21 protein-coding genes and 1 riboswitch are annotated in these 21,839 nt (G+C 55.0%); of the genes, 7 read left to right on the top strand and 14 right to left on the bottom strand.

The annotated features are described in order from the left end of the window. The 4 genes from FOI68_RS07300 to FOI68_RS07285 all read right to left on the bottom strand — a co-directional run bounded on the left by FOI68_RS07300 (nt 1) and on the right by FOI68_RS07285 (nt 4,324). A complete protein-coding gene (locus FOI68_RS07300) occupies nt 1–1,179 on the bottom strand; it encodes an XdhC family protein (RefSeq protein WP_143862761.1) in 1,179 nt (392 codons plus the stop codon). 210 nt (nt 1,180–1,389) lie between these two features. Continuing rightward, complete coding sequence (locus FOI68_RS07295) at nt 1,390–2,181, bottom strand: response regulator transcription factor (protein ID WP_044897997.1); 792 nt, start codon at nt 2,179–2,181, stop codon at nt 1,390–1,392. Between the two features lie 30 nt (nt 2,182–2,211). Further along, on the bottom strand, nt 2,212–3,774 hold the full coding sequence (locus tag FOI68_RS07290) for a class I adenylate-forming enzyme family protein (RefSeq protein WP_231558687.1): 1,563 nt from the start codon (nt 3,772–3,774) through the stop codon (nt 2,212–2,214). Between the two features lie 25 nt (nt 3,775–3,799). After that, nucleotides 3,800–4,324 carry a gamma carbonic anhydrase family protein gene (locus FOI68_RS07285; protein WP_035297301.1) on the bottom strand — a complete coding sequence of 175 codons (525 nt, stop codon included), beginning with the start codon at nt 4,322–4,324 and terminating at the stop codon, nt 3,800–3,802. Nucleotides 4,325–4,514: 190 nt separating this feature from the next. Here FOI68_RS07285 and FOI68_RS07280 point away from each other — a divergent pair, with 190 nt between their 5' ends. Further along, the gene (locus FOI68_RS07280; RefSeq protein ID WP_143862760.1) at nt 4,515–6,281 is read left to right on the top strand and encodes an adenine deaminase C-terminal domain-containing protein; all 1,767 of its coding nucleotides are present in this window, start codon (nt 4,515–4,517) and stop codon (nt 6,279–6,281) included. A gap of 126 nt (nt 6,282–6,407) precedes the next feature. On the opposite strand, the gene FOI68_RS07275 is transcribed toward FOI68_RS07280, so the two are convergent. Together FOI68_RS07275 and FOI68_RS07270 are read right to left on the bottom strand one after the other, a co-directional pair. Next, nucleotides 6,408–7,274: a MurR/RpiR family transcriptional regulator gene (locus FOI68_RS07275; protein ID WP_044897995.1), complete on the bottom strand. Its 867-nt coding sequence runs from the start codon at nt 7,272–7,274 to the stop codon at nt 6,408–6,410. Nucleotides 7,275–7,361: 87 nt separating this feature from the next. Then, nucleotides 7,362–8,720: an aspartate aminotransferase family protein gene (locus FOI68_RS07270; RefSeq protein WP_044897994.1), complete on the bottom strand. Its 1,359-nt coding sequence runs from the start codon at nt 8,718–8,720 to the stop codon at nt 7,362–7,364. Nucleotides 8,721–8,823: 103 nt separating this feature from the next. Here FOI68_RS07270 and FOI68_RS07265 point away from each other — a divergent pair, with 103 nt between their 5' ends. Beyond that, nucleotides 8,824–10,086 (top strand): dicarboxylate/amino acid:cation symporter, encoded by a 1,263-nt coding sequence (locus FOI68_RS07265; protein ID WP_143862759.1) that lies wholly within the window; start codon nt 8,824–8,826, stop codon nt 10,084–10,086. 138 nt (nt 10,087–10,224) lie between these two features. Here FOI68_RS07265 and FOI68_RS07260 read toward each other — a convergent pair whose 3' ends face one another. After that, nucleotides 10,225–12,048, bottom strand: a complete 1,824-nt coding sequence (locus tag FOI68_RS07260; RefSeq protein ID WP_143862817.1) for an APC family permease — start codon at nt 12,046–12,048, stop codon at nt 10,225–10,227. Between the two features lie 109 nt (nt 12,049–12,157). Beyond that, nucleotides 12,158–12,283, bottom strand: a riboswitch (cyclic di-AMP (ydaO/yuaA leader). A 235-nt stretch (nt 12,284–12,518) separates the two neighbouring features. After that, nucleotides 12,519–13,193 (bottom strand): SOS response-associated peptidase, encoded by a 675-nt coding sequence (locus tag FOI68_RS07255; RefSeq protein WP_143862758.1) that lies wholly within the window; start codon nt 13,191–13,193, stop codon nt 12,519–12,521. A gap of 174 nt (nt 13,194–13,367) precedes the next feature. Here FOI68_RS07255 and FOI68_RS07250 point away from each other — a divergent pair, with 174 nt between their 5' ends. The 5 genes from FOI68_RS07250 to FOI68_RS07230 all read left to right on the top strand — a co-directional run bounded on the left by FOI68_RS07250 (nt 13,368) and on the right by FOI68_RS07230 (nt 17,067). Continuing rightward, the gene (locus FOI68_RS07250; RefSeq protein ID WP_029098910.1) at nt 13,368–13,670 is read left to right on the top strand and encodes an ArsR/SmtB family transcription factor; all 303 of its coding nucleotides are present in this window, start codon (nt 13,368–13,370) and stop codon (nt 13,668–13,670) included. A 105-nt stretch (nt 13,671–13,775) separates the two neighbouring features. Then, nucleotides 13,776–14,741 (top strand): LLM class oxidoreductase, encoded by a 966-nt coding sequence (locus FOI68_RS07245; RefSeq protein WP_029098909.1) that lies wholly within the window; start codon nt 13,776–13,778, stop codon nt 14,739–14,741. 67 nt (nt 14,742–14,808) lie between these two features. Then, nucleotides 14,809–15,417: an NAD(P)H oxidoreductase gene (locus tag FOI68_RS07240; RefSeq protein ID WP_143862757.1), complete on the top strand. Its 609-nt coding sequence runs from the start codon at nt 14,809–14,811 to the stop codon at nt 15,415–15,417. 99 nt (nt 15,418–15,516) lie between these two features. Beyond that, a complete protein-coding gene (locus FOI68_RS07235) occupies nt 15,517–16,365 on the top strand; it encodes a sugar phosphate isomerase/epimerase family protein (protein WP_029098907.1) in 849 nt (282 codons plus the stop codon). A gap of 174 nt (nt 16,366–16,539) precedes the next feature. Beyond that, nucleotides 16,540–17,067: a superoxide dismutase family protein gene (locus FOI68_RS07230; RefSeq protein WP_143862756.1), complete on the top strand. Its 528-nt coding sequence runs from the start codon at nt 16,540–16,542 to the stop codon at nt 17,065–17,067. A 282-nt stretch (nt 17,068–17,349) separates the two neighbouring features. On the opposite strand, the gene FOI68_RS23915 is transcribed toward FOI68_RS07230, so the two are convergent. From FOI68_RS23915 to FOI68_RS07205, 6 genes are all read right to left on the bottom strand, one after another. Beyond that, nucleotides 17,350–17,583, bottom strand: a complete 234-nt coding sequence (locus FOI68_RS23915; protein ID WP_255433403.1) for a TRAP transporter large permease subunit — start codon at nt 17,581–17,583, stop codon at nt 17,350–17,352. Beyond that, the gene (locus tag FOI68_RS07225; protein WP_255433396.1) at nt 17,486–17,881 is read right to left on the bottom strand and encodes a TRAP transporter large permease subunit; all 396 of its coding nucleotides are present in this window, start codon (nt 17,879–17,881) and stop codon (nt 17,486–17,488) included. The genes FOI68_RS23915 and FOI68_RS07225 overlap by 98 nt, the downstream gene beginning before the upstream one ends. Continuing rightward, entirely contained in the window at nt 17,874–18,146 is a 273-nt protein-coding gene (locus FOI68_RS07220) for a TRAP transporter small permease (protein ID WP_255433395.1), read from the bottom strand. The genes FOI68_RS07225 and FOI68_RS07220 overlap by 8 nt, the downstream gene beginning before the upstream one ends. Nucleotides 18,147–18,303: 157 nt before the next feature. Beyond that, the gene (locus tag FOI68_RS07215) at nt 18,304–19,470 is read right to left on the bottom strand and encodes an ABC transporter permease (RefSeq protein ID WP_143862755.1); all 1,167 of its coding nucleotides are present in this window, start codon (nt 19,468–19,470) and stop codon (nt 18,304–18,306) included. Further along, complete coding sequence (locus tag FOI68_RS07210; protein WP_143862754.1) at nt 19,467–20,630, bottom strand: ABC transporter permease; 1,164 nt, start codon at nt 20,628–20,630, stop codon at nt 19,467–19,469. The genes FOI68_RS07215 and FOI68_RS07210 overlap by 4 nt, the downstream gene beginning before the upstream one ends. Before the next feature lie 5 nt (nt 20,631–20,635). Then, nucleotides 20,636–21,808: an HlyD family secretion protein gene (locus FOI68_RS07205; RefSeq protein ID WP_185973896.1), complete on the bottom strand. Its 1,173-nt coding sequence runs from the start codon at nt 21,806–21,808 to the stop codon at nt 20,636–20,638. Nucleotides 21,809–21,839: the final 31 nt, after the last annotated feature.

Below are 21,839 nucleotides of genomic sequence, written 5' to 3'. Positions count from 1 at the left end.
TCAGACACTCTCCTTCATCGGCACGGATGAAAACAGGTCCCCTGTCCTTTCGTGAATCGGGCCCTTCCGCAGCCGAAGCGGCATGCCGCTCCGCCTGGTTCTTGCACAAATCATTTCCGAAAGAATGCTGAACGCGATTTCCTCCGGCGTTTCGGCCCCGATGTCCAACCCGACCGGCGAATGAAACGCTTTCATTTTGAGCGGATGCAAGCCGATCGCCTTTCGATTCGACTCGATCTTCTCCAGCAGCTTTTCTGTTCGGGCACGCGGCCCCAATATGCCCAGATACGCGATCGTGCGCGTGAGCATCTCCGCGAGAAACAATTGATCCTGCTCGAAGTGATGCGTCATGATCACCACGTTGGTCTCTTCGTCCACGTCCAGAGGAGGGACGGTCCCCATTGGCGCCACGATGATCTCATCCGCATCCGGAAATCTGTCCGTTGCGGCAAATGCTGGGCGGTGATCCACCACCGTCACATGCCACTGCAGCAGCTTCGCCCCCCGCACCAGCGGGATCGCATCCGGACCGGCACCGAAGATCACGAGCCGCGGCACTCTTCGAACCGTGTGGAAAAAGCACTGGACCCGGATCGTTTTCCCGCCGCTTCCGGACAAGTCGATCCACGCCAGGCCCGAGCGGCCCGCTGCTCGATACTGCGCCGCCCGCTCGGCAATTTCTCCCCATCCGTGCAGCGCCCCGCCTTCCTCGCGATCATGCCCCAGCGCAACCAGGGTGCCCGGAGACAGCGCGGCGGCATCGGATGATTGAATCACCGTCACAATCGAAAACGAGCGAGGTGAGGCTGCATGCAGTCTCATCACCTGGAGCAGTTGTTTTGCCTGAGCCGGATATGTGGCAGGATGAAACGGGGCAAGCCATATCGTCAGCGAGCCGTTGCAGCCGACGCCCAATCCCCACAGCAGGTCCCCGCTCCCCCGAAAATCGTACTGGAGGGTTCGCGGCACGCCGCTCTGCATCACCTCGCGCGCGTGCTCGTAGATGTCGCCTTCGACACATCCGCCGCTGACGGTTCCGATGATGCGCCCATCCTCCAGAATCAAGCACTGCGCCCCAACTCCGCGGTAGGTGGACCCTTGCGTGTCGATAATGGTCGCCAAAACGGCCGGCCTGCCGCTGCTCCAGCATTCCTCCAACCCTTTCAGCAGATCAAGCATTTGTTCACCTCCCCGAGAATGTGTGCAGGCAGCTTTGTTTCGAGTATAAAAGCAGTCCGGATGGTTTGGTTTCAAAATTTTCTTGAAACGAATTGTAGTATTTTGCTGTAACGTGACGGCCCGACAAGCAGCGCCATCCTGCGCAAAAAATAAGGAAACCTCCCATCCGCCGATCGGAGGTTTCCTGATGCATTCGCGCACGAAAAACGGCTATGCGCGGTGTGCAGAATGCTGCTGGCTATGGAGAAAAACCTGAAACTGGCTGCGGTATTCACTGGGCGTTTGGCCGACCATTCGTTTAAAGGTGGTGGAAAAATAGCCGGCACTGGAGAACCCGGTGTTGTTGGCGATCACATCGATCGGCAGGGAGGTCATTTTCAACAGGCTTTTTGACTTTTCGATGCGGTACTGCGTCAGGTATTCGACAAAGGTAATCCCCGTCTCCGCCTTGAAGAGCCGGCTGAAGTGAGACGGGCTCAAATAGACCAGGCTGGATACTTCCTGCAGAGTGATCGTCTGCTGAAAATTCAACTGGATGTAGCGAATGACGGTATCGATCGGATTGCCCAGGTCGGTTTCGAATGTGGCGGGGGCTGCCCCTTCTCCCATGAAATGTCGGGTCTCTCGGCAGAGCTCCGACAGCAGCAGGCGATCGAAGGCGGCCATCAGCTCATGTTTTGAAACCGGTTTCAACAAGTAGGAAGAAAAACCGGCGTTTATGCACTCCTGAACCAAATCAAACATTTTCAAATGGGACAGCACAATGATGGGGAGCTGCGGATACAGTCCCTTCGCCATTTTTCCCAACGAGACCCCATTCATGTCCGGCAGGGAAAGATCGAGGATCATGATGGTGGGCTGCATCTGTTTCAACAAGAGTCCGGCCCGGTGTGCCGTGTCCGCTTCATGGACGGCCAGATACTTGTATGGACTCTCTTCGATGACGCAACGAACGGCTTGGCGACTTTGTTCATCCGAGTCTACGAGGAAAAGCGCTGCCAAGCGAATCCCCCCAATCTTGAAACGGTTTGGTCATTGGTCAAGCACGTTGGAGATTTCTTTTTCTTCCCGTTCGATCTGCGCAAGTTTCCGGCGAAGCGTTTTCCCTGTGAGGCTTTCCGGTATCTCTGACACAAAGACGTATTCCCTCGGCCGTTTGTAGCTGGCCAGCCGGGGATGCTCCTTGCAGAACTGGTCCAGTTCCTGCGGGGTTACCTGGCTTCGGGGCACGATATAGGCAACGGGGATTTCTCCCCAGCGTTTGTCCTTCACGCCGACGACGGCCACCTGGGACACGTGCGGATGCTCCAGGAGAATCGTTTCAATTTCCTGCGGGTGAATATGCTCGCCTCCCGAGATGATCATTTCATCCACCCTGCCGATTACATACAAGTCCCCCTGCTCATCGATGTAACCGAGGTCGCCCGTGAAGTACCAGCCTTCCCGAATGGCCTTCCGGGTAGCATCCGGTCGGTTCCAGTATCCTTTAAACGCTTCCACCGAGTCGGTGTGGACGATGATTTCCCCGATCTCGCCGGGGGACACGGTATCGTCCGGATGGGACGAGCCGTCCTGATTGGGTACGATGACGCGGATCAGTTGATGAATGCCGGGTTTTCCCGCACAGCCCGGCTTTTGGAGAACTTCGCTGCAGGTGGTGAAGGTATAGATTTCCGTGCTGCCGTAATGATTGACAAAGGTCTGCGGACGAAAGACCTCCTGGCACCGCTGAATCAGCTCCGCGGACATCGACGAACCGGCAAACCCGATGGTCCGCAGCGTGGAATAATCATAGCGGTCCACGTCCGGGTGATATGCCATGTCGTGATACATCTTCGGGATCATGTACAGGCTGTGGATCCCTTCCTCTTGAATCAGGCGCAGCGCTTCATGCGCATCGAAATCCGGAACCGTGACGTACGTGCCGTTGAGGACCAGCATCACCGAAAGCAGGGCGTGCAGCCCCATCGTATGATAGAGCGGCATGGCACCCAGCGTTTTATCAAACATCAGGTAATTGTTTTGCAAAATATGGGCCATCGTGGAGGCGTATTCATTTTTATGCGTGCGCGGAACGCCTTTGGGGCGTCCCGTTGTTCCGGACGTGTACAGGATGACGGCCAGATCGTTGTCATCGATCGGAGGACGTTCACATGAACCCTTTCCCTGCTCCAGCAGTTCATGAAAGGTCAGATCGGCCCCTTCTGGTTCCAGCCCGATAAACAGCGGGCGGGTATTGTACTTGTTTTTCAGGACGGAGGTGCGCACGAGGTCCTCAAAAATGATCATTTTGGCTTCCACGTCGTTGACGCAGTACTGGATATCCTTCGTGGACATTCTGAGATTGATCGGCGTGAAGACCGCCCCGATTTTTTGCAGTGCCCAGAAGGCGATGATCGTCTCCACGCGGTTTTTCATGAGCACGATCACCCGATCCCGCTTGCCCACCCCGAGCTTTTGCAGGGAAGAAGCCAATACGCTGCTCTCGTGGTGCAGCTGTCCATACGTATACCGTTTCTGACCTTGGACGACGGCAATCTGGTTGGGATAGCGATTCGCCGAAAATTCAAAGAGAGACCCCAGGTTCATGTTCATCAGCTCCTCCCTCCCCTTGACGTGATCACGCCTCGATTTGTTGCAGGTCGCTGCGGTACTGGATGCCTCTGTCCTTGTAAATCTGCGCGGAGATGACGATTTTTTCGATCTCTTCCGGCGTGAGGTCGCGGATGACTTTGCCCGGACTGCCGAGAATCAGGACGCCGGGCGGATAGGTTTTGCCGGCGGGAATCACGGTTCCGCTGCCGATGATCGTATGCTCGCCGATGACCGCGCCGTCCATGATGATGCTCCCCATTCCGACAATCACCCGATCGGCGATCGTACAGCCGTGAACAATCGCGGAATGCCCGATCGTCACATCGCTGCCGATGACGGTCGGATACCGGGAGTCGACGTGGATCACCGTTCCGTCCTGCACATTGCTGCCTCGTCCAATCCGGATCCCCTGCGTATCCCCGCGCAGCACGGCATTGAACCAGACGCTGGCATACTCGTCGATCGCAACGTCGCCGATGATGTTTGCCCCGGGGGCAATATAAGCGGTTGGAGAAACGGTTGGCTTTTTGTCGGCAAGGATGTACTTCATCTCTTTTTCCCTCCTGATCCATGAACATGCATGCCTTTTCTCTATAAAGTAATGGAATTTTCAAAATCTTGAAAGCGACGTCGGCAAGAAGAGCAAATTTTTAAAAAGAAAGAGTAAAAATGTGAAAATGAACCCGAACAATACGGACTATCATGAGTAACAGGAACCTATTGCCAAGGGAGTCATGAACATGTCCAAACCGATCAGACCGTTCAGCAAACAATCGTGGAAGCAGTTGATCGAAGTGTCCCGTTTTCAGCGGCCTGCAACCGCATGGATCAGGGCTGGACAGCTCCTGAACGTATATACCGGGGAAGTGTGCGAAGGCCATATTGCGATCAGTCAGGACCGGATTGCCTACGTGGGCGGAAAAGAACCCCTGACCGACGAACAGACTATGGTCATCGACGCGGCGGATCTCACGGTCGTGCCGGGCTACATCGAGCCCCACACCCATCCCTTCCAACTGTACAACCCGCTGACCCTGGCCGAATTTGCCCTCTCCCGCGGAACAACCACGCTGATTCACGACAATTTGAATTTCTTCCAAAAGCTTGAGCCGGACCAGCTCGACAGATTGTTTGCGGTCATGTACCGCATGCCGGTCAAAAATTTCTGGTGGGCCCGCCTCGACCCGCAAACCACCGATGACAGCCTAAAACGTGCGTTTACCCCGGAGCGCGTCAAGCGCATGCTGCAGCATCCGCTCGTTCTGCAGGCGGGAGAGCTCACGGCCTGGAGGGAGCTGCTCGATGGCGCGGAAGACATCGAAGAGCTGATGTATCTGGCGCGCCTGGAAGGAAAACCGATTGAGACCCATAATCCGGGGGCCTCGGCGGAGACCTTGAATGCGGTGACCGCCGCCGGCGTGACCTGCTGCCATGAAAGCATCACCGCCGAGGAGGTGCTTCGCCGTTTGCGGCTTGGCCTCTATGCAGCGCTGCGGCATTCGTCGATCCGTCCCGATCTGCCGGACTTGGTCAGGGGGCTGCTTCCGGAAAAGAACCTGTCCTGGAGCCGCTTCATGCTGACAACGGATGGTTCGGCGCCGTTCTTTTTTGCGCACGGCTTCACCGATTTTCTCATCCGGCTGGCGATTGAGAACGGGGTGCCGCCCGTTGACGCGTATCGGATGGCCACGCTGAATCCCGCGGTCTATTACGGATTGGATCAGGAGCTGGGAGGCATCGCGCCGGGCAGGCTTGCGGACATCCTGTTCCTGGAGGATCTTGCCCATCCCACCCCGGTCAAAGTCATGGCGGAAGGCAAAATGGCGGTGGAACAGGGCCGGGTGATCGCCCCGCTTCCCGAGATCGACTGGGCGCAGTTCGGCATCGGAAAGCTGCCTGCCCCTTCCTGGAAAGCGGAGCCGGAATGGTTTCGCGTGGCAAGCACCGGAGAGAAGTTTCCCGTTGCGGACATGATCAACGCGGCGATTCTCTCGCATCGAAACGAATCCCTTCCCGAAAGGAACGGCGCAATTGTACTGACCGCGCACGACGATTACCTCTATGCCGCGCTGCTTGACCGCCAGGGGAAATGGATCTGCACCGGCATCGTAAAAGGCTTCGGAAACATACATGCCTTGGCCAGCACCTACACACTCTCGCAGGATATCATCGTCCTCGGCAAGGATGCCGCGCAGATGGCCCAAGCGGTCAATCGGATCATGGAAAACGGCGGCGGCGTCTGCCTCATGGAAAACGGCCGGCCGCTGTTCGAGCTCTCCCTGCCGCTGATGGGCGGGATGAGTCTGGAGAACATGGATGTCCTCATTGCCCGGACCAGCACGCTGGTTCACCTGCTGCGAGAGCGCGGGCACCGCCATGAAGACCCGATCTATTCCCTGCTGTTTTTCTCCGCCACGCATTTGCCCTCGATCCGTTTTACACGGAAGGGGCTGTTGTCTGTCAAGACGGGTACCCTTTTGATCCGCTCCCGGGAGCTGGGCGGGTAGGTACGGGATACTTTCTCCAAAAAGCGGTTGCTCACCCGGCTCGCAAACAAGACAAAAACCCTTCCGATGCTGGAAGGGTTTTTGTCATTCGTTGTCTGCGGGAAAGGTTGTCACGTACGCACACGACTATTTCCTGGGTTCTACGTAAATATCAAAGTTCATCCAGACCTCTTCCAATTCCAGAAGTACATCCTTGGCCTGCTCGGCGGACGCCTGGGTCATCGCCCGCAGCAGGGCGGTGACGACCGAAAGCGGCGCCACCAGGGAATCCATATGCGACGCAATGCCTGTCGGTGTATAGAGAACCTCGTCGGCATGATGAACCAGCGGCGAAGAGGGATAATCGGTAATGGCTGCGACTTGAACCCCTTTCTTCTTCCCGTAGGCCAGACAATCGACCGTAAAGCGGGAGTATCGCGCAAACCCGATGCCCACGATGACATCGTCGGAGCCGAAGCGGTGCAAATGATCGACCGTGCGCGGCTCTCCGGTAAACAAGACGGCCTCCTTGTTCAGGAAACGCAGGTAAAACTCGAAGAAGAGCCCGATGGATAGCGTGCTTCGCGAGCAAACGATCCCGATGCGTTGAGCCGAGACGAGACGTTTTACGATCCTCGCGAACGCCTCCAAATCGATCCGTTCCATCATCAGCGTAAGGTTTTGGACATCCTCTTCGAAATATTGCAGGACCGTTCGCTGCTCGGCGCTTTCAATCACGCGCGAGAGCTGGAACCGCTCGCCGGTGGTCAGCTTTGATCGGACCAGTTCCTGCAGTTCGCGCGAGAGCGCCGGATAGCCCGAACAGCCGATAAACGTGGCGAAGCGGGTAACCGTCGACTCGCTGACATTCGCCTTTCTGGACATCTCGGCGACGTTGTAAAAGGCAGCCGACTCGGGGTCCCGCAAAATCACGTCCGCAATTCGCTGCTGCGAAGGACTCATCTGTGCGTACAACTGTGACACCTTCTGGAGAATGGAAGGTCCGTGTTCCATCGTGATCACCTCAAAACGTTGTCCCGTACATCCAATACCGTTAAGTATACGAAAGGAAAGAGGCGGCGACAACGTCGGGGGACACGACTATACGGTCACAAATTGGCCCAGAGCGGCAAAACTTTTTTCAAACGCGTCCAGCGTCGCCTGAATTTCTGCCGGTCCGTGCGCGTCTGACATCGAAAAACGATTGAGCGGTTTCGAATAGACGCCGTGATCCATCAGCAGATAATCGAGCGCAAGGCGAAGCTCGTGGCGGTTGGCCCCCAGATCACGATAATTCCGCACCTCTGCCTCGGTAGCCAGGACGTTGAAGATGGTACCGACTCCCACGGTTTTTACGGGGATGCGGTACTGCCGGGCAAGCTCGTGAATGCCGTCGCGCAATTGATGTGTGCGCTGCACCAGCGATTCAAAGCGGCCCGGCTCCTTCAAATACCGAATGGTAGCCAGACCCGCCGCAAGCGAGATGGGATTCCCGTTGAAGGTGCCGCTGTGAAAGACGACTTCATGGCGATTGCTGGAGCGCAGAGGCGAACACATTTCGAGAAGGCGGCGTTTTCCCCCTACGACGCCGATCGGGAACCCTCCTCCCACCACTTTTCCCAAAGCGGTCAAATCGGGCTGGACGCCATAGTAGTCCTGGGCGCCCCCCAACGAAACGCGAAAGCCTGTTTTGACTTCATCAAAGATGAGGATGATTCCGAGCCGGTCGGTCAGCTCCCGCAAATTCGCCATAAACTGGCGGTCGGCCGGGATGTATCCGGACTGCATCGGCTCCACGATGACAGCCGCAATCTGATCCTTCTTCTCCGTCACAATCTTTTCGCAAGCATCCCAATCGTTGAACGGAAGTACGACGGTATGCCGGAGATAGTAATCCGGTGTCCCCAGGGATTCCGGTACGGACGCCGGCGACGATTGATCTCCTACGCGGTCGATGGTTGGATTTACGCTGACCAGCACATGATCATGCGCCCCGTGATAATGGCCCTCAAATTTGGCGATATGCGTTTTCCCCGTGTAGGCCATCGCCAGACGCAGGGCAAACAGCGTCGCCTCCAAACCGGAATTGGTAAACCGCACTTCCTCGAAGCTGGGATACAGGCCCGCCAGTTCTTGCGCCATCTCCAGCTCCATCGGATGAGTCGCTCCAAAACTGCTGGTCCCCTGCTGGTCCCATACCTGTTGAATCGCTTTCTGCACGACCGGATGGCCATGTCCCAAAAGCAAAGCGCCATAGGAGAGCAGGTAGTCTACGTACCCATGTCCATCCAGGTCATACAGCCAAGCATTCTGTGCCTTCTCAAAGGTAATGGGAAAGGGTTGATAGTAGCGAAGATTTCCGTTCACTCCGCCTGCAATCAGCGTATGGGCCTGCTCAAAAAACGCGGCCGATTTCGGGCGTTTTTCGCGGTAGTGCTGCTGTAAGGAAGAAAGGTTCATGGTGAATCCCTCCACGTCTATGATGAAATAATTATTGCACCACCAAAAGATATAAGCAATAATAATTTCATGTGATAGTAAAATTAAGAAAAGGGGGAATTGTATGAAAACAAGATCGGCTTTTTACATTCTCGGGGCCACCGTGCTGGGAGCGCTGTTCGGGCATGTCTTCCCGGAAGCGGGGACAGCCATAAAACCGCTGGGCGATGCGTTCATTCGCCTGATCAAGATGGTCGTGATCCCCGTGATCGTGACGACCCTGCTGGTTGGGATCACGGGCATTGGCGATATCAAGCGCATGGGGCGCGTGGGCCTGAAAACGATCATTTGGTTTGAAGTGATTACGACGCTCATCCTGTTCATCGGATTGGCCGTCGGCAACCTCGTACAGCCCGGAAAGGGAATCGACCTGAGCCAGCTACCCAAAGCCGATATTACCGCGATTGCCTCGAATACCTCGAAAGTACTGGACGCGAAAACCCTTCTCCTGAACATCATTCCGACCAACATTGTCGATGTGCTTGCGAAAAGCGACCTTCTGGCCGTCATCTTTTTCTGCATCATGTTCGGCATCGCGCTGGTCGGTCTCGGAAACGAAGCGAAGCCCTTCCTGTCCATCATGGAAATCGCATCGAAAGCGTCGTTTCGTCTCGTCAATCTGGTGATGAAGGTTGCCCCGATCGGCGTGTTTGCGCTCATGTCGGCTACCATTGGCACGTATGGAATCGCGCTGCTGTTCCCGCTCCTTAAACTCATCGGGACTGCCTACCTGGGGCTGGCTGTCCTCGTGTTCGGCCTCTTTCCGCTGGTCGCTGTGTTCCTTTCCATCCGCATCACTGACGTGTACAGGATGATTTGGGACCTGATGGTGATTGGCGCTTCCACCGGGAGTACCGAGACGGTCGTGCCTCAACTGATGCAGCGTCTGGAAAAATTCGGCGTCCCCACATACATCACTTCGTTTGTCATTCCGGCGGGCATGCCGTTAAATTCGGACGGCACCACGCTTTACCTGACCATTGCCGGCTTGTTTATCGCCCAAGCGTTTGGCATTGACATGAACCTGCAGCAGCAGCTCATGATGGTGCTGTTTTTCGTTGTCACCAGCAAAGGGGTGGCCGCGGTTCCGTCGTCTTCCATGGTGATTCTGCTGGCCACCGCTACCGCCGTCGGTTTGCCTGCTGAAGGCGTAGCCCTCATTCTCGGGATTGACCGGGTCATCGACATGGCACGTACCGCGGTGAATGTGATGGGGCATGTCTTTTCATGCGTAGCCGTGGCGAGATGGGAAGGCGTCTTTCAAAAGGGGCCTGTCGTCCTTGACGGGATGGCGGCTTCTTCCGAACGCGGAAGTCTTTCCTCGTGATTCATCAGGAGAGCGCGTGCACCGGTCATTCGTCCGGAACCCCTGCAAAACGGATCGAACTGGAAAGGCATGTACGGTATGGACATGAAAAAGGAAAAACCAGGTCACTGCTCTCAAGTGACCTGGTTTTGGGTAGGGTTACTCATGCAGGTGAAACGGTATCGTTGACACGACCACGTCTTTCCGATAGATCAGCGCGGCTTTCAGCAGGAATGCCGTTTGGTTGTGCAATAACGCATGCCACCATTTGCGGACGATGAACTGCGGGACGAGCACGGTAATAAACGCATCCCCTTCTTTTTCCTTCTCCAGGGTATCGATGTACTTCAAGAGCGGCGCAATCACGGTTCGGTAAGGCGAACGCAAAATAATCAACGGAACGTTCGGATTCCATTTTTCCCATTTTTCCCGCATTTGTCCCGCATGTTCATCATCAAAATCGACGGTGACCGCTACGATGTCATCCGAGATCCCCTTGGCGTACGAAATCGATTGCGCCACCACTTTGCTGATTCCGGAGATCGGGATAATGACTTTGGTCTTCACTTGCTGCGGATGGGCATGCAGATCCAGACGCAGTTCCTTTGCAATCTTGCTGTAATGGTTCCGGATCACGTAAAACATCCACACCACCACGGGAATGGCAACCGTGACCATCCATGCCCCTTCGGTGAATTTGGAAACGATCGTAATGACCGTAACCAGCCCCGTGATCAAGGTGCCGAATCCAATCACGGCAATGCGGGCAATGCCTTTCTTTTTCTCACGCAGGAGCGCTTTCATCATGCCCCATTGGGCGATCGTAAAGGACAGAAACACGCCAACGGCATACAGCGGAATCAACGCGTGCGTATCGCCATGAAAGACGAGTATCAGCAGAATGGACAGCACGCTGAGCAGCGCAATCCCGTTGGAAAACACAAGACGGTCTCCCCGCATTGTCAGCTTCCGGGGCAGGAAACGGTCTTGGGCAATGATCGAGGTCAACTGGGGGAATCCCGTGAAACTGGTATTGGCCGCCAGGAACAGAATGAGCGTTGTGGCCACCTGAATGACGTAGTACAGCGGCCCGCGGCCAAATACATGTTCCGCGATTTGCGACACTACCGTCTCATGTTCTTTGGGGGCGATTCCGAACGCATACGCCAACAGCGTAATCCCAAAAAACATCATCCCCAGCAAAAGCGACATCCATGTCATGGTGATCGCCGCATTGCGCGGCGCCGGCGACCGGAAAGCCGGCACGCCGTTGCTGATCGCTTCCACTCCGGTTAACGCCGAACAGCCTGACGCAAAAGCACGGAACAGCAGCAGCATCCCCGCCCACGTCCACATGTCAGCGGCGGGGGCTGCCCCCTGCGCGTGATAACCGTGCCAGCCCTCTTTCCAGATTTGGATCCCTCCCACCGCGATCATCAGCAGGATCGACAAGATAAAGAGGTACGTCGGGAAAGCGAACACGGTGGCCGATTCCCGAATGCCCCGCAGGTTCAGGATCATGAGGAGCATCACGAGAAAGACAGCCAGCTCCACTCTCCAGGGAAGCAAAGAAGGAAAGGCGGACAGCAGCGCTGCGACCCCGGAACTGATGCTGACGGCAACCGTGAGCACATAGTCGATCATCAACGCCGCTCCGGCCACCAGACTGGCAGGCGTGTTCACGTGCTCCCTGGCGACAATGTACGCCCCTCCCCCAGAGGGAAACGCATGGACAATCTGACGGTAGGAGAGCGTCACGACCGTCAGCAATACCAGAATCGCGATGGCGATCGGGAGGGAATAAGCAAACGCGCCGAATCCAATCAGGGCAAGCACGAGCAAAATCTCTTCCGTAGCGTACGCGACCGATGAGAGCGCATCTGACGAAAAGATCGCCAGCGCTTTCCATTTCGGCAATTTTTCGTGAGCGATTTGCCTTGTTCGCAATGGTGACCCAATGAAGAAACGCTTTAACTGACCAATTGTCATTCGTGACTGACCTTCCTTCGGGTTGGATTTGCCTGGAAAACGAGAAAAAAGGCCACAAAGGTAGTATTACCCTTGCAGCCGCAGCCTCGACATCACAAGTGCATCCCCCTTTCCACAACGCTTACGAGGTTAGCTGACGGATTCGGGCAGTGGAATTAGCCCTACGCATGTTCTGCGATTCACCCCAAAAAGTGGTTCCCCCGCTCTTTCGATTCAGCGTGTCACGATATGAAATTCTCCCTCCAAACATAATCCCGTCTCCCCCAACGTGCAACGGGTACGCCGCTCAATGAAAGCGCATACAAACCTGTCTATGTTTTTCTTTCGAATGAAATCGAATGCACACGCAATAACTCGTGATGGCGGATGGGATGAGCACACGAGGTTCTTTCCCAGGAAAACGCAGCAGGATAAAATAGAAATGGCAAACGCACCGCAGCCAGGCGCTGACGGAGTTTTCCCCGCTATGACCAGGGGGCCTCTTCCAAACACTCCGGCCGGTCGTTTTTCGGATTCCCGACCATCGCCGATACGGGATATGCCTTCATCGCCTGGGGATCGTACGGTACGAGCAGCGACTGCAGCCATTCCGCATCGAACCTGTCCCGGTCGAGCCACGCGCTCTCATGTTCCGGACGCAGTATCACCGGCATCCGGTCGTGGATGTCTGCGACGAGCTCGTTGGGCCGGGTGGTAATGATCGTGCAGGTGTGAAGCTTGTGGCCGTCAGGCGCCGTCCAGGTGTCAAACAGGCCGGCGAAGGCAAAGGGTTCTCCGTCCCGCATGGTGATGCGCATCGGCTGTTTCCCCCGGGCCATCTGCTTCCACTCGTAGAAGCCGTCGGCCGGGATCATGCAGCGCTTGCGTTCGAACAGCCGCCGAAAAGCCGGCTTCTCCCGCAGCGTTTCGGCGCGGGCGTTGATCATCTTGGAGCCGATCTTCTCGTCCCACGCCCACGACGGAACCAGGCCCCAGCGCAGTTGGCCGATTCTGCGGCGACCGCCGTCGGCAAGTATGGCCGGGATGGGCTGGCCGGGAGCAATGTTGTACCGCGGCTTCCATTCAAACGGGATGTCCTGCAGGTGAAATCGGCTCATCAGTTTTTCCGGGGCGGTGACCAGCGTGAAACGGCCGCACATGGGCAATCTCCCTCCTGCCACCAGCTTTCCCGGGCTCAAGGAAAAACATCCCCGTCCAAGCGAGGGAGGGTGTGGTGTTGTCTTCCCCTGACATTGGCGGAATCATGCAGCCAGCCCGCTTTCGAAATGTGGGATACTGTAAGAGATACACGAAAGAAGAATCTGGAGGATATCATGGAACTTTTGGACGTATTGAAAGCCTTGTCCAATGAAACGAGGCTGCAGATCATACAGTGGTTAAAACAACCGGACGTTCACTTTCCCAAACCGCTTCACGGAGACATCCACGAAGACGGGGTTTGCGTGAGCGACATTCAAAAAAAGGTGGGATTGTCCCAATCCACCGTGTCCCTGTATCTGTCCATGCTGCAAAAAGCGGGATTGATAAAAGCAAAACGGATTGGGCAATTTACGTATTACAAGCGGGATGAGGAAAACATCAAAAAAGTGATGGAACGGTTATCAAGGGATCTGTAAGGGGACGGATTTTTACACATTTACACTTTTGGGCTTGTAGGTTCCCTGCCCTTTCTTTTATTATTATATCGACAATTATAGATATATAGATATGGAGGGATCATCATGAACCGGTTTGACAACCACAAGGGTTACACGCGCATGTATCAGGAAAACAAACTGACGCTGGGGCTGTTCTTCCCGCTGGAATCATACCAAGGCAGCGTTCCGGAGATGGACATGGACAAGCAGCTGAAACTGGCCAAACGAGCGGAAGAGCTGAATTTTGCCGCATTGTGGGTCCGGGATGTTCCGCTGCATGACCCCCATTTCGGCGATGCGGGCCAAATGTATGATCCCTGGGTCTATCTGGGATATATTGCCGCCCATACCAAGGAGATCGCGCTGGGTACGGCAAGTATTATTCTCACCCTGCGTCACCCGCTGCATGTCGCGAAAGCAGCGGCATCCGTCGACAAACTGTCCGGCGAGCGCCTGATTCTCGGGGTGGCGACCGGGGACCGTCCGATCGAATTCCCGGCCTTCTCCGTCGATCCGGAAAACCGGAGTCCGTTCTTTCAGGAATCCCTGCTGGTCATGAAAAAAGTGTGGGCGGAGAGTTTCCCTGCGATCAAATCGCCGCGGGTGGACATGTGGAACGGGGACCTCTTGCCCAAGCCGCGACTCGGGGACATTCCGGTGCTGGTTACCGGCCACAGCTCCCAGTCCGTCGAATGGATCGCCCAAAACAGTGACGGCTGGCTGTACTATCCCCGAAACCTGAAATTCCAGTCGGAACTGATCAACAATTGGCGTTCGCTGACGGACGGGTTCAAGCCATTCAGCCAGTCCCTCTATGTCGATTTGACCGAGGACCCGAATCATCCGCCGATTCCCATTCACTTGGGCTTCCGCATCGGGCGCAATCCCCTCATCGGGTTCATCGAAAGTCTGAAAAATGCGGGTGTCAATCACGTGATCATCAACCTGAAATACGGCCAGCGTCCGTTTGAAGAAGTGCTGGAAGAACTGGGCGAAGAAGTGGTTCCGCACTTTCCCGCACTGACCGGCAAGCCGGAAAGCGTATCGTAAACAGGCAAGAATCCGGCTGCCACGTGAGCGGCCGGTTTTCACAAAATCTGGTGGGGAGTGGTTGTGAATGAAGGTGCTGACGATCGTCTCGCATCCCAGAAGAGAATCGCTTACGTTTTCCGTCGCCGAGCGTTTTGTTCAGGGACTGGCCGATGCCGGACATGAAGTGGAACTGGCGGACTTGTACGGGGAGGAGTTTCATCCGCTCGTCCTGGAAAAAGACGAACCGGATTGGGAGAACCCCCGCAAGAGCTATTCCGCACGTGTTCAAGCCGAAATGTCAAGGCTGAAGCGAAACGATGGACTGGCGTTCATCTTTCCGTTATGGTGGTACTCCTTGCCGGCCATTACGAAAGGATACATTGACCGCACGTGGAACTACGGCTTTGCTTACGGCGGATCGCGTCTTCCGCACAAAAAAGTCCTGTGGATTCCGCTTGTCGGAGAGACAGAGGAAAGCTTGAAAAAACGGCAATTTGACGCCATGATCTCCCACTATCTGAATGTCGGCCTGGCTGGGTATACGGGTATTTCCCAATCGGAAGTGGCATTCCTGTACAACACGCTGGCGGAAGATATGGACAGCGAGGAGGAAATCAAGCAGCATTACGACAGCCTGCTAAAGCGGGCGTACGAGTTGGGGTATACCTACAGCGATTCGGTCACGCAAACCTGACAGGCTGACGCGGCAGCGCGATACGCTCCATCAGACAGATTCTAGGAAAGCATACGGGGATCGGGGAACCGAACGGCCGAAAAGGAGGAACGCGAAACGATGGCTTACCGTGTGTACGCAATGGATTTTTCCTTCTACAATTCCATGGGGATATACAGCTTCGAGGCACGCTGCGAGATGCTGAAAGAGATCGGGTATGACGCCATGCACATGTCCATCTGGCACGGAGAGCGGTGGCGGGACGCGGCGAAACTGAGCAGCGTCAAGCAGAAATACGGTCTGGACGTCGCAGGTGTGTACGTCGTATTGGATCTTTCGCTGGGCGAGAACCATCCGCGAAATGCGGGCATCCTGACGCTGCTGGAGACGATCGAAGGCTGCTCGACTGTCGAACTGGCAATTCAATCCGTCGGAAATCATATACGCCCCTCGGACCCGGCGGGTGACGACATCGCGGTGAAGTGGCTGGAAAAGGCGCTCGAAATCTGCGAGCGGCGAAACATCAACCTGCTGCTGTACACCCACCTCTCCTTCTGGATCGAGCGGCACGAAGATGCGGTCCGGCTGTGCCGGCGAATCAATCATCCCAATCTGGGAATCGTGTTCTGCGGCTACCACTGGTACGCTGTCGACGGGACAAACCTGTCGGCTACGCTGGAAGCGGTAAAGCCGTACCTCAAGCAGGTGAACATGTCCGGCAGCCGTCGGAATCCGCACGGTTTCGGAAACGTCGCGACGATCGAGCCGCTGGACGAAGGCGAATTGGACAATTTCGCGCTGCTGGGGCAGTTGAAAAAGATCGGCTTCGATGGGATGATTGGCTTCCAGGGCTGGAGCGAGGGCGGCGACGCCTACAGCAAGCTGAGCCGCTCGCTCCGTGCATTCCGTGACATGGAACGCCGGTTGGAGGCACATCCGCACTGGGCCGAATTGCGATTGCTTCCGTAAAACAAACCTGTCCCTCCCGCCGCTCTGCGGCGTTCGCCATCTGTCGCCGTTGGCACGCGGCACCTGCCGCCCGCCGACGGCGATCTTTTCTTGCCACGACTCCGAAGAACCTCATGCCTTTTCTCCACATAGGATAACGTGGGCAGTACGACATCTACCTTTGTGGAGGGTATCATGCATCCATTCACACACCACGAACACTATGTACCTGTCGCGTCGTCTGATTCGTCCCGCCGCGTACCGACTCGCGCCTTTGCACACATACAAGGCGGTCCCCTTGCCCCCCATCTCAGGGGGGGGGTGATGTTTGTCGACGTCCCCTACGGAACCGAGGTCTTCGTGGAAGTCGCCGGACTTCCCCCCTATCAGCCCGCTTCGGCACATCGGCAGCCAATCGGTCCTCACGGGTTCCACATTCACGAACACGGGAGCTGTGCAGTCGGAAACCCGAACAACCCGTTTCAGGCTGCCGGCGAACACTGGAATCCGACCCACCAGCCGCACGGAAATCATGCGGGGGATTTCCCTGTCCTGGTTTCCAACAACGGGTATGCGCGCATGAGCTTTTTTACGAACCGGTTTCGCGCCGCCGACGTCATCGGCAAAACCATCATCATTCATCAAAACCCCGACGACTATCGCACCCAGCCAGCCGGCAATTCGGGAAACCGCCTGGCATGCGGCGTGATTCAGGCGGGATAGGCCCGCGCTGACGCGAAAAAACGGGAACGCGCCAAAAAACCCCTCTGCCCGAACAAGAGACGGTTCATTCCAAAAAAAAGCTCCGACCATCAACAGATGATCGGAGGAGTAGTACGTGAATGACTTCATTATACGTACGGAGGGCAGCGCCTGCCTTAGTTTGTTGATGGCAACGGAGGCAGGCCTATCCAATTGACGTCAGTGTACTGCTCAGTTTTGAACGGTAGGCGGCCGCCTTTTCCGTGATCACATCCCAATTACCTGTCTTCAGGGCTTCTTTGGTTAAATCGCTGCCGATTCCGTCGCGGTTAACCCCCCCGAGATAATGCCGCCAAGAATGATAACGGTCGGGGTCAGTGACAGAAATCCATGCAGCAGGATGCCGGGCACCTCGCTGCGAGGCACGGGATCCCCTTTCTCATAGCCCCGCTTTCTGGCGATCAAGTACCCCGTCAGCAGCAAGGACACCAGCAGGATCAGCCCGGGAATGACACCTGCCATAAACAGGCTGGCGATGGAAATCCCCCCCTGCCGCCAGCGAATACAGCACAAGGTTGTGACTGGGGGGAACGACCACCCCTTGGATCGCGGAAGAGATGGTCACACCGACGGCAAAATCAGCATCATACCCTCTCTTTTTCATCATGGGGATCATCACCGAGCCGACGGAGGACACGTCCGCTACCGCCGAACCGGATATGTTGCCGAAAAACATGCAGGCTACGCTGTTTACCATCGCAAGGCCGCCGCGTATTCGTCCCACAAACAGATGGGCCAGATTGACCAGACGCAGGGCCAATCCTCCTTCACTCATGATTTGTCCCGTGAGGATGAAGGATGTTTTCCCGAAACCTCAGGGCAATGCCCATAAACGCCAACCATCCAAGCAGCAGCAGCGTGACTTCTTCCGACCAGAAAAAGACGAAATTAAACAGCTTTCTGGTGAACACTTGCATGGTCACGATTACCACCAATGAGAGCAGAGCCAACAGGGCAGCGTTTTCAAAGATGGAATCAATCAACAGACCGATTTTTTTCAGGTATCTCACAGCCCCCCCGTTTCCGGCAAGCGTTTTCATGTACAATCTTACGTAGGCATGTGTAGCCGAATGATTTTAGGATTATTTGTGATTTTTTTGGTGATGAACGCCAAGGGGAGCGGCACAGCAAAAAAGGGACAGCGTTTCACTGCTGTCCCTTGGTGTGTGATGACGGCATTGTCGCATCACATGCCCCCTATGATTCGAGGGCGCCTTCTTTTTGTTTCAGATGTTTCTTCCCTTGCAACGTTAGACGCAGCATCCCTGCGGTACATACACAAAACGAAATGATGAGCAGGGCGCGTAAATCTCCCCAAATTTGTTCCCAACCGTTCCCTTTGATCATAACCTCCGTCAGCCCGTGTAAAAAATACGTGAGCGGCAGGAGGTGTCCGATATAGGAGAAGATGCTGGGCATCGCCATGAACGGCCATACATAGCCGGCCACAATAAATGACGGACCGGTTACCTGAAAGGTTTTCTTCGATGCATCAATCGTATTGTGCGCCGATATGGAGAGGAGAAACCCGATCGCCATGAGACAGAACACGAACAGGGCAATCAGCGTGAACAGCGGCCCCAGTTGTCCCATAAACGGCACGTGAAAAACATTCGTCAAGATCCCCAACGTCATATAAATGACAACATTACCGATGATGAAGTAGGGAAGCGCCTTGGCGAAAAACACTTTCCACGGAGCCTTCCAATGAATCAAAAATTCTTCCCATCTCTTTCTCTCGATTTCTCGGGCGACACACAGGGCCATTCCCAACAAGATCACTTGTTGGTTGATCGCCCCCATGTACCCCAGCGGGAGATAGATGCCAAAGCTTCCTCCCGGGTTAAACAGCATGCGATAACCCATTCCGATACTCGATACATAGTCAGCGGGAACACCATTGGCTTCCAATCGTTTCATGGAGATTCCGGCTGAATAGGTCTGGGCGATTTCATTGGCACTCTTCAGCACACTGCTGACAACCGTCATGTTGCTGCCGTCGATGACGGTCATGAATTCCGCTTGTGATCCCTGCTTGATCTTTTCGGACAACCCCGACGGGATGATCAAGCCGACGTAAGCCTTCCCCTCCTGTACATCCTGCATCAACTCTTCTTCAGATGCCGCTGCTCCTACGATTTCAAAGGATTCGCTGGCATCAAACGCCTGAACAATTTGCTGGCTTAACTGGGTGGCGTCTTCATCAATATAAACGGTTGGGACGGAACGTATCTTCCCGTGGTAATAAATCGAGCCGAAGAGAATGGCACAGACCACTGGAACCAACAGCAGGATCGCAAGCAACCGTTTGTCCTGTAATAGGGATTTCCACTCTTCTGTTACCATCGTCGAAACATTCATCATTTGCCACGCTCCGAAGCCGTCTGTCCCATCATCTGTTTTCGACCCTGGATGGAGAAGACGGTCATGGATGCAAGGGCGGTCACCAGGAATATCGCTGCGAGCGAGGCCATGTCAGCAGCGATTTGGTCCCAGCCGTTCCCTTTTATCGCAATCTCGGTCAGTCCATGCAGAAAGTGTGAGACAGGAAGCAGTTTTGATAAGGCGGCCACCCAATCCGGCATGAACATGTGCGGGAATGAGTATCCCGACAGGACGAAGGAAGGCAGCGAGGTGAGCATCACCATCTGCAGCACTCTTGCCAGCTTGTCGATGAACAGCGCGACAAGCGAAGCCACGCCCATCACACTTGCGATAAACGTGGCGGACAGCAGAAATAACAGCGAAACATCTCCGATAAAGGGGATGTGAAACACATTTTTCAAAATGCCGGTTGTGCAGACCACCGCGAGCATGATGATCAGGAAATACGGGAAGGATCGCGCGTAGAATACCTTCCAAGGCGTTCGCCAATAGCGAAAGTAGCTTTTCCATCTGCCAATCGTTTTCTCCCGAACCATCCATAATGCGATTGCAGTGAGAGCGGCGTTCTGAAGCAATACCCCCAGAACGCCCAGCGGTACAAAATACAGATAACTCATGCCGGGATTGAACAGCAGCCGGTACCCGTATCGGATACTCTCCACAGAGCTGTCGGCCAATCCCTTGGCCTCCACTCTCTTCATGGAGATCCCGACGGAAAAGGTTTTGGCGATGATGCTGGCGTTCGTCAGAGCTACGTTTGCAATCGACAGGTTGGAACCATCCACTACCGCCAGAAACTTCCCCTGTTTCCCCTCTTTGATGGTTTCAGACAAATCCGGCGGTATGATGAGCGCCATGCTCACTCGTCCATACGCAACGTCATCCAGCAGTTCCTGCTCCGAATAGGCCGCTCCCACTACCTGAAACGATTCGCTTGCCGCAAACGCCTGTATGATTTGTTGGCTGATTTGACTGCGATCTTCATCCAGGTATCGGATCGGAACATGTTCGATTTTTTCATGAGAATAAATGAATCCGAAATATAACGTAAAGATGATCGGGATGATGAGGGCAAAACTGTAGAATTTATGATGCCATATCAGTTTCCACTCATCCAGCATCGCATCTGAAACAGTCAATGGATTTACCTCCCATTCCAGTTCGCTGTCATCCCCGCATAGACTTTCTCTGCTCCTTCCGTTACCTTCACTCGCACTTCGAAGGAGCGAATATCGCGGTCTTGCAGATAGTTGGTCGCTTTCTGGGCGGCAAATTGGGGCGCAGGGTTAATGGATTCAATCTTTCCGGTTACGTGAGCATGCAGCGAAGGCACTTCCAGATGAACCGTTTGGTTAAGCTTCAAGCTGTTGACTTTCGTCTCCGGAACATAAAATTTCACCCATTTGTCAGAGGGATCGGCCATGGTGACCGCTGTAAACCCTTGACTCACCATTTCCCCTGCTTTTACATTTTTGTGGATCACAATCCCGCTGATCGGGGCACGCAGTTCGGTATACGACAGATAGATCTGGGCTTCTTCCAGACTTGCCTTTGTCCGCTCCAACTGCCCTTGGGCCACCTTCACATCGTTTGCAGAGATTTTAACCTGCCCTTTTCCGCTGAGTGCCTCTTGGAGGGTACCTTCAACCAGTTCCACTTGATCTCTGGCAGCCGCCAACTCTTCTTGTCTTGCGCCCTGTTTGGCAATGTCCAGGGATTTCTGCGCCGCGGTGAGATTTGCTTTCGCATTTTCAAACGCGACATCGGCTTGATTTTTTTGGTCCTGCGAAATGGCTCCTGATTGAAAGAGACGATCCATTTTGTTCTTCGTATCCAGGGCATGATCGTAGGCCACCTGTGCCGCTTCCAGCTTTGCCTCCAATTGCGCAATCTCTTCCTTGCGCGGACCATTGGAAAGCAGGGCAAACTTGTCTTTTGCCTGCTGCAGAGAAGCTTTTGCCTGTTCTACCTTTGCCTGTGTCGTTTGATTGATCACGCCTACACTGGCAGCGGCTTTGTTAACGTTTGCCATCGCCAATGCCACCGCGGCCTTGGCGTCATCCACCTTGGCCTGCCACTCCCCTTTTTCCAGGGTCCCGATCACCGTTCCTTTTTTCACGTATTGGCCTTCTTCCACATTCATGCTGGCAACACGTCCGCCAATTTTGAAGCTGAGATTGTACTCCTCCTGTTCCACGATCCCGCTGAAAGCGTAATCGGGGGCTTTCTTCGTTTGAGCGGGTTGAAAGACAAAAACAAAACCCAACCCAATGGCTGCAATCAGTCCAGCACTGATGAACCAGGCTTTCTTGTTCACGGAAATCACCATCTTACCTAATCGTTTTCGC

The organism is Brevibacillus sp. LEMMJ03 (assembly GCF_007197875.1).
Classification (GTDB): domain Bacteria; phylum Bacillota; class Bacilli; order Brevibacillales; family Brevibacillaceae; genus Brevibacillus; species Brevibacillus thermoruber.
Note: the sequence above shows the minus strand (reverse complement) of the source record. Positions and strands in the feature narration are given on the sequence as shown.

Coding starts and splice junctions, on each gene's coding strand:
- FOI68_RS07300 (WP_143862761.1), bottom strand. CDS start 1,179: ATGCTTGATCTGCTGAAAGGGTTGGAGGAATGCTGGAGCAGCGGCAGG.
- FOI68_RS07290 (WP_231558687.1), bottom strand. CDS start 3,774: ATGAACATGAACCTGGGGTCTCTCTTTGAATTTTCGGCGAATCGCTAT.
- FOI68_RS07285 (WP_035297301.1), bottom strand. CDS start 4,324: ATGAAGTACATCCTTGCCGACAAAAAGCCAACCGTTTCTCCAACCGCT.
- FOI68_RS07280 (WP_143862760.1), top strand. CDS start 4,515: ATGTCCAAACCGATCAGACCGTTCAGCAAACAATCGTGGAAGCAGTTG.
- FOI68_RS07275 (WP_044897995.1), bottom strand. CDS start 7,274: ATGGAACACGGACCTTCCATTCTCCAGAAGGTGTCACAGTTGTACGCA.
- FOI68_RS07270 (WP_044897994.1), bottom strand. CDS start 8,720: ATGAACCTTTCTTCCTTACAGCAGCACTACCGCGAAAAACGCCCGAAA.
- FOI68_RS07265 (WP_143862759.1), top strand. CDS start 8,824: ATGAAAACAAGATCGGCTTTTTACATTCTCGGGGCCACCGTGCTGGGA.
- FOI68_RS07255 (WP_143862758.1), bottom strand. CDS start 13,193: ATGTGCGGCCGTTTCACGCTGGTCACCGCCCCGGAAAAACTGATGAGC.
- FOI68_RS07250 (WP_029098910.1), top strand. CDS start 13,368: ATGGAACTTTTGGACGTATTGAAAGCCTTGTCCAATGAAACGAGGCTG.
- FOI68_RS07245 (WP_029098909.1), top strand. CDS start 13,776: ATGAACCGGTTTGACAACCACAAGGGTTACACGCGCATGTATCAGGAA.
- FOI68_RS07240 (WP_143862757.1), top strand. CDS start 14,809: ATGAAGGTGCTGACGATCGTCTCGCATCCCAGAAGAGAATCGCTTACG.
- FOI68_RS07235 (WP_029098907.1), top strand. CDS start 15,517: ATGGCTTACCGTGTGTACGCAATGGATTTTTCCTTCTACAATTCCATG.
- FOI68_RS07230 (WP_143862756.1), top strand. CDS start 16,540: ATGCATCCATTCACACACCACGAACACTATGTACCTGTCGCGTCGTCT.
- FOI68_RS07225 (WP_255433396.1), bottom strand. CDS start 17,881: ATGAGTGAAGGAGGATTGGCCCTGCGTCTGGTCAATCTGGCCCATCTG.
- FOI68_RS07220 (WP_255433395.1), bottom strand. CDS start 18,146: ATGAAAACGCTTGCCGGAAACGGGGGGGCTGTGAGATACCTGAAAAAA.
- FOI68_RS07215 (WP_143862755.1), bottom strand. CDS start 19,470: ATGATGAATGTTTCGACGATGGTAACAGAAGAGTGGAAATCCCTATTA.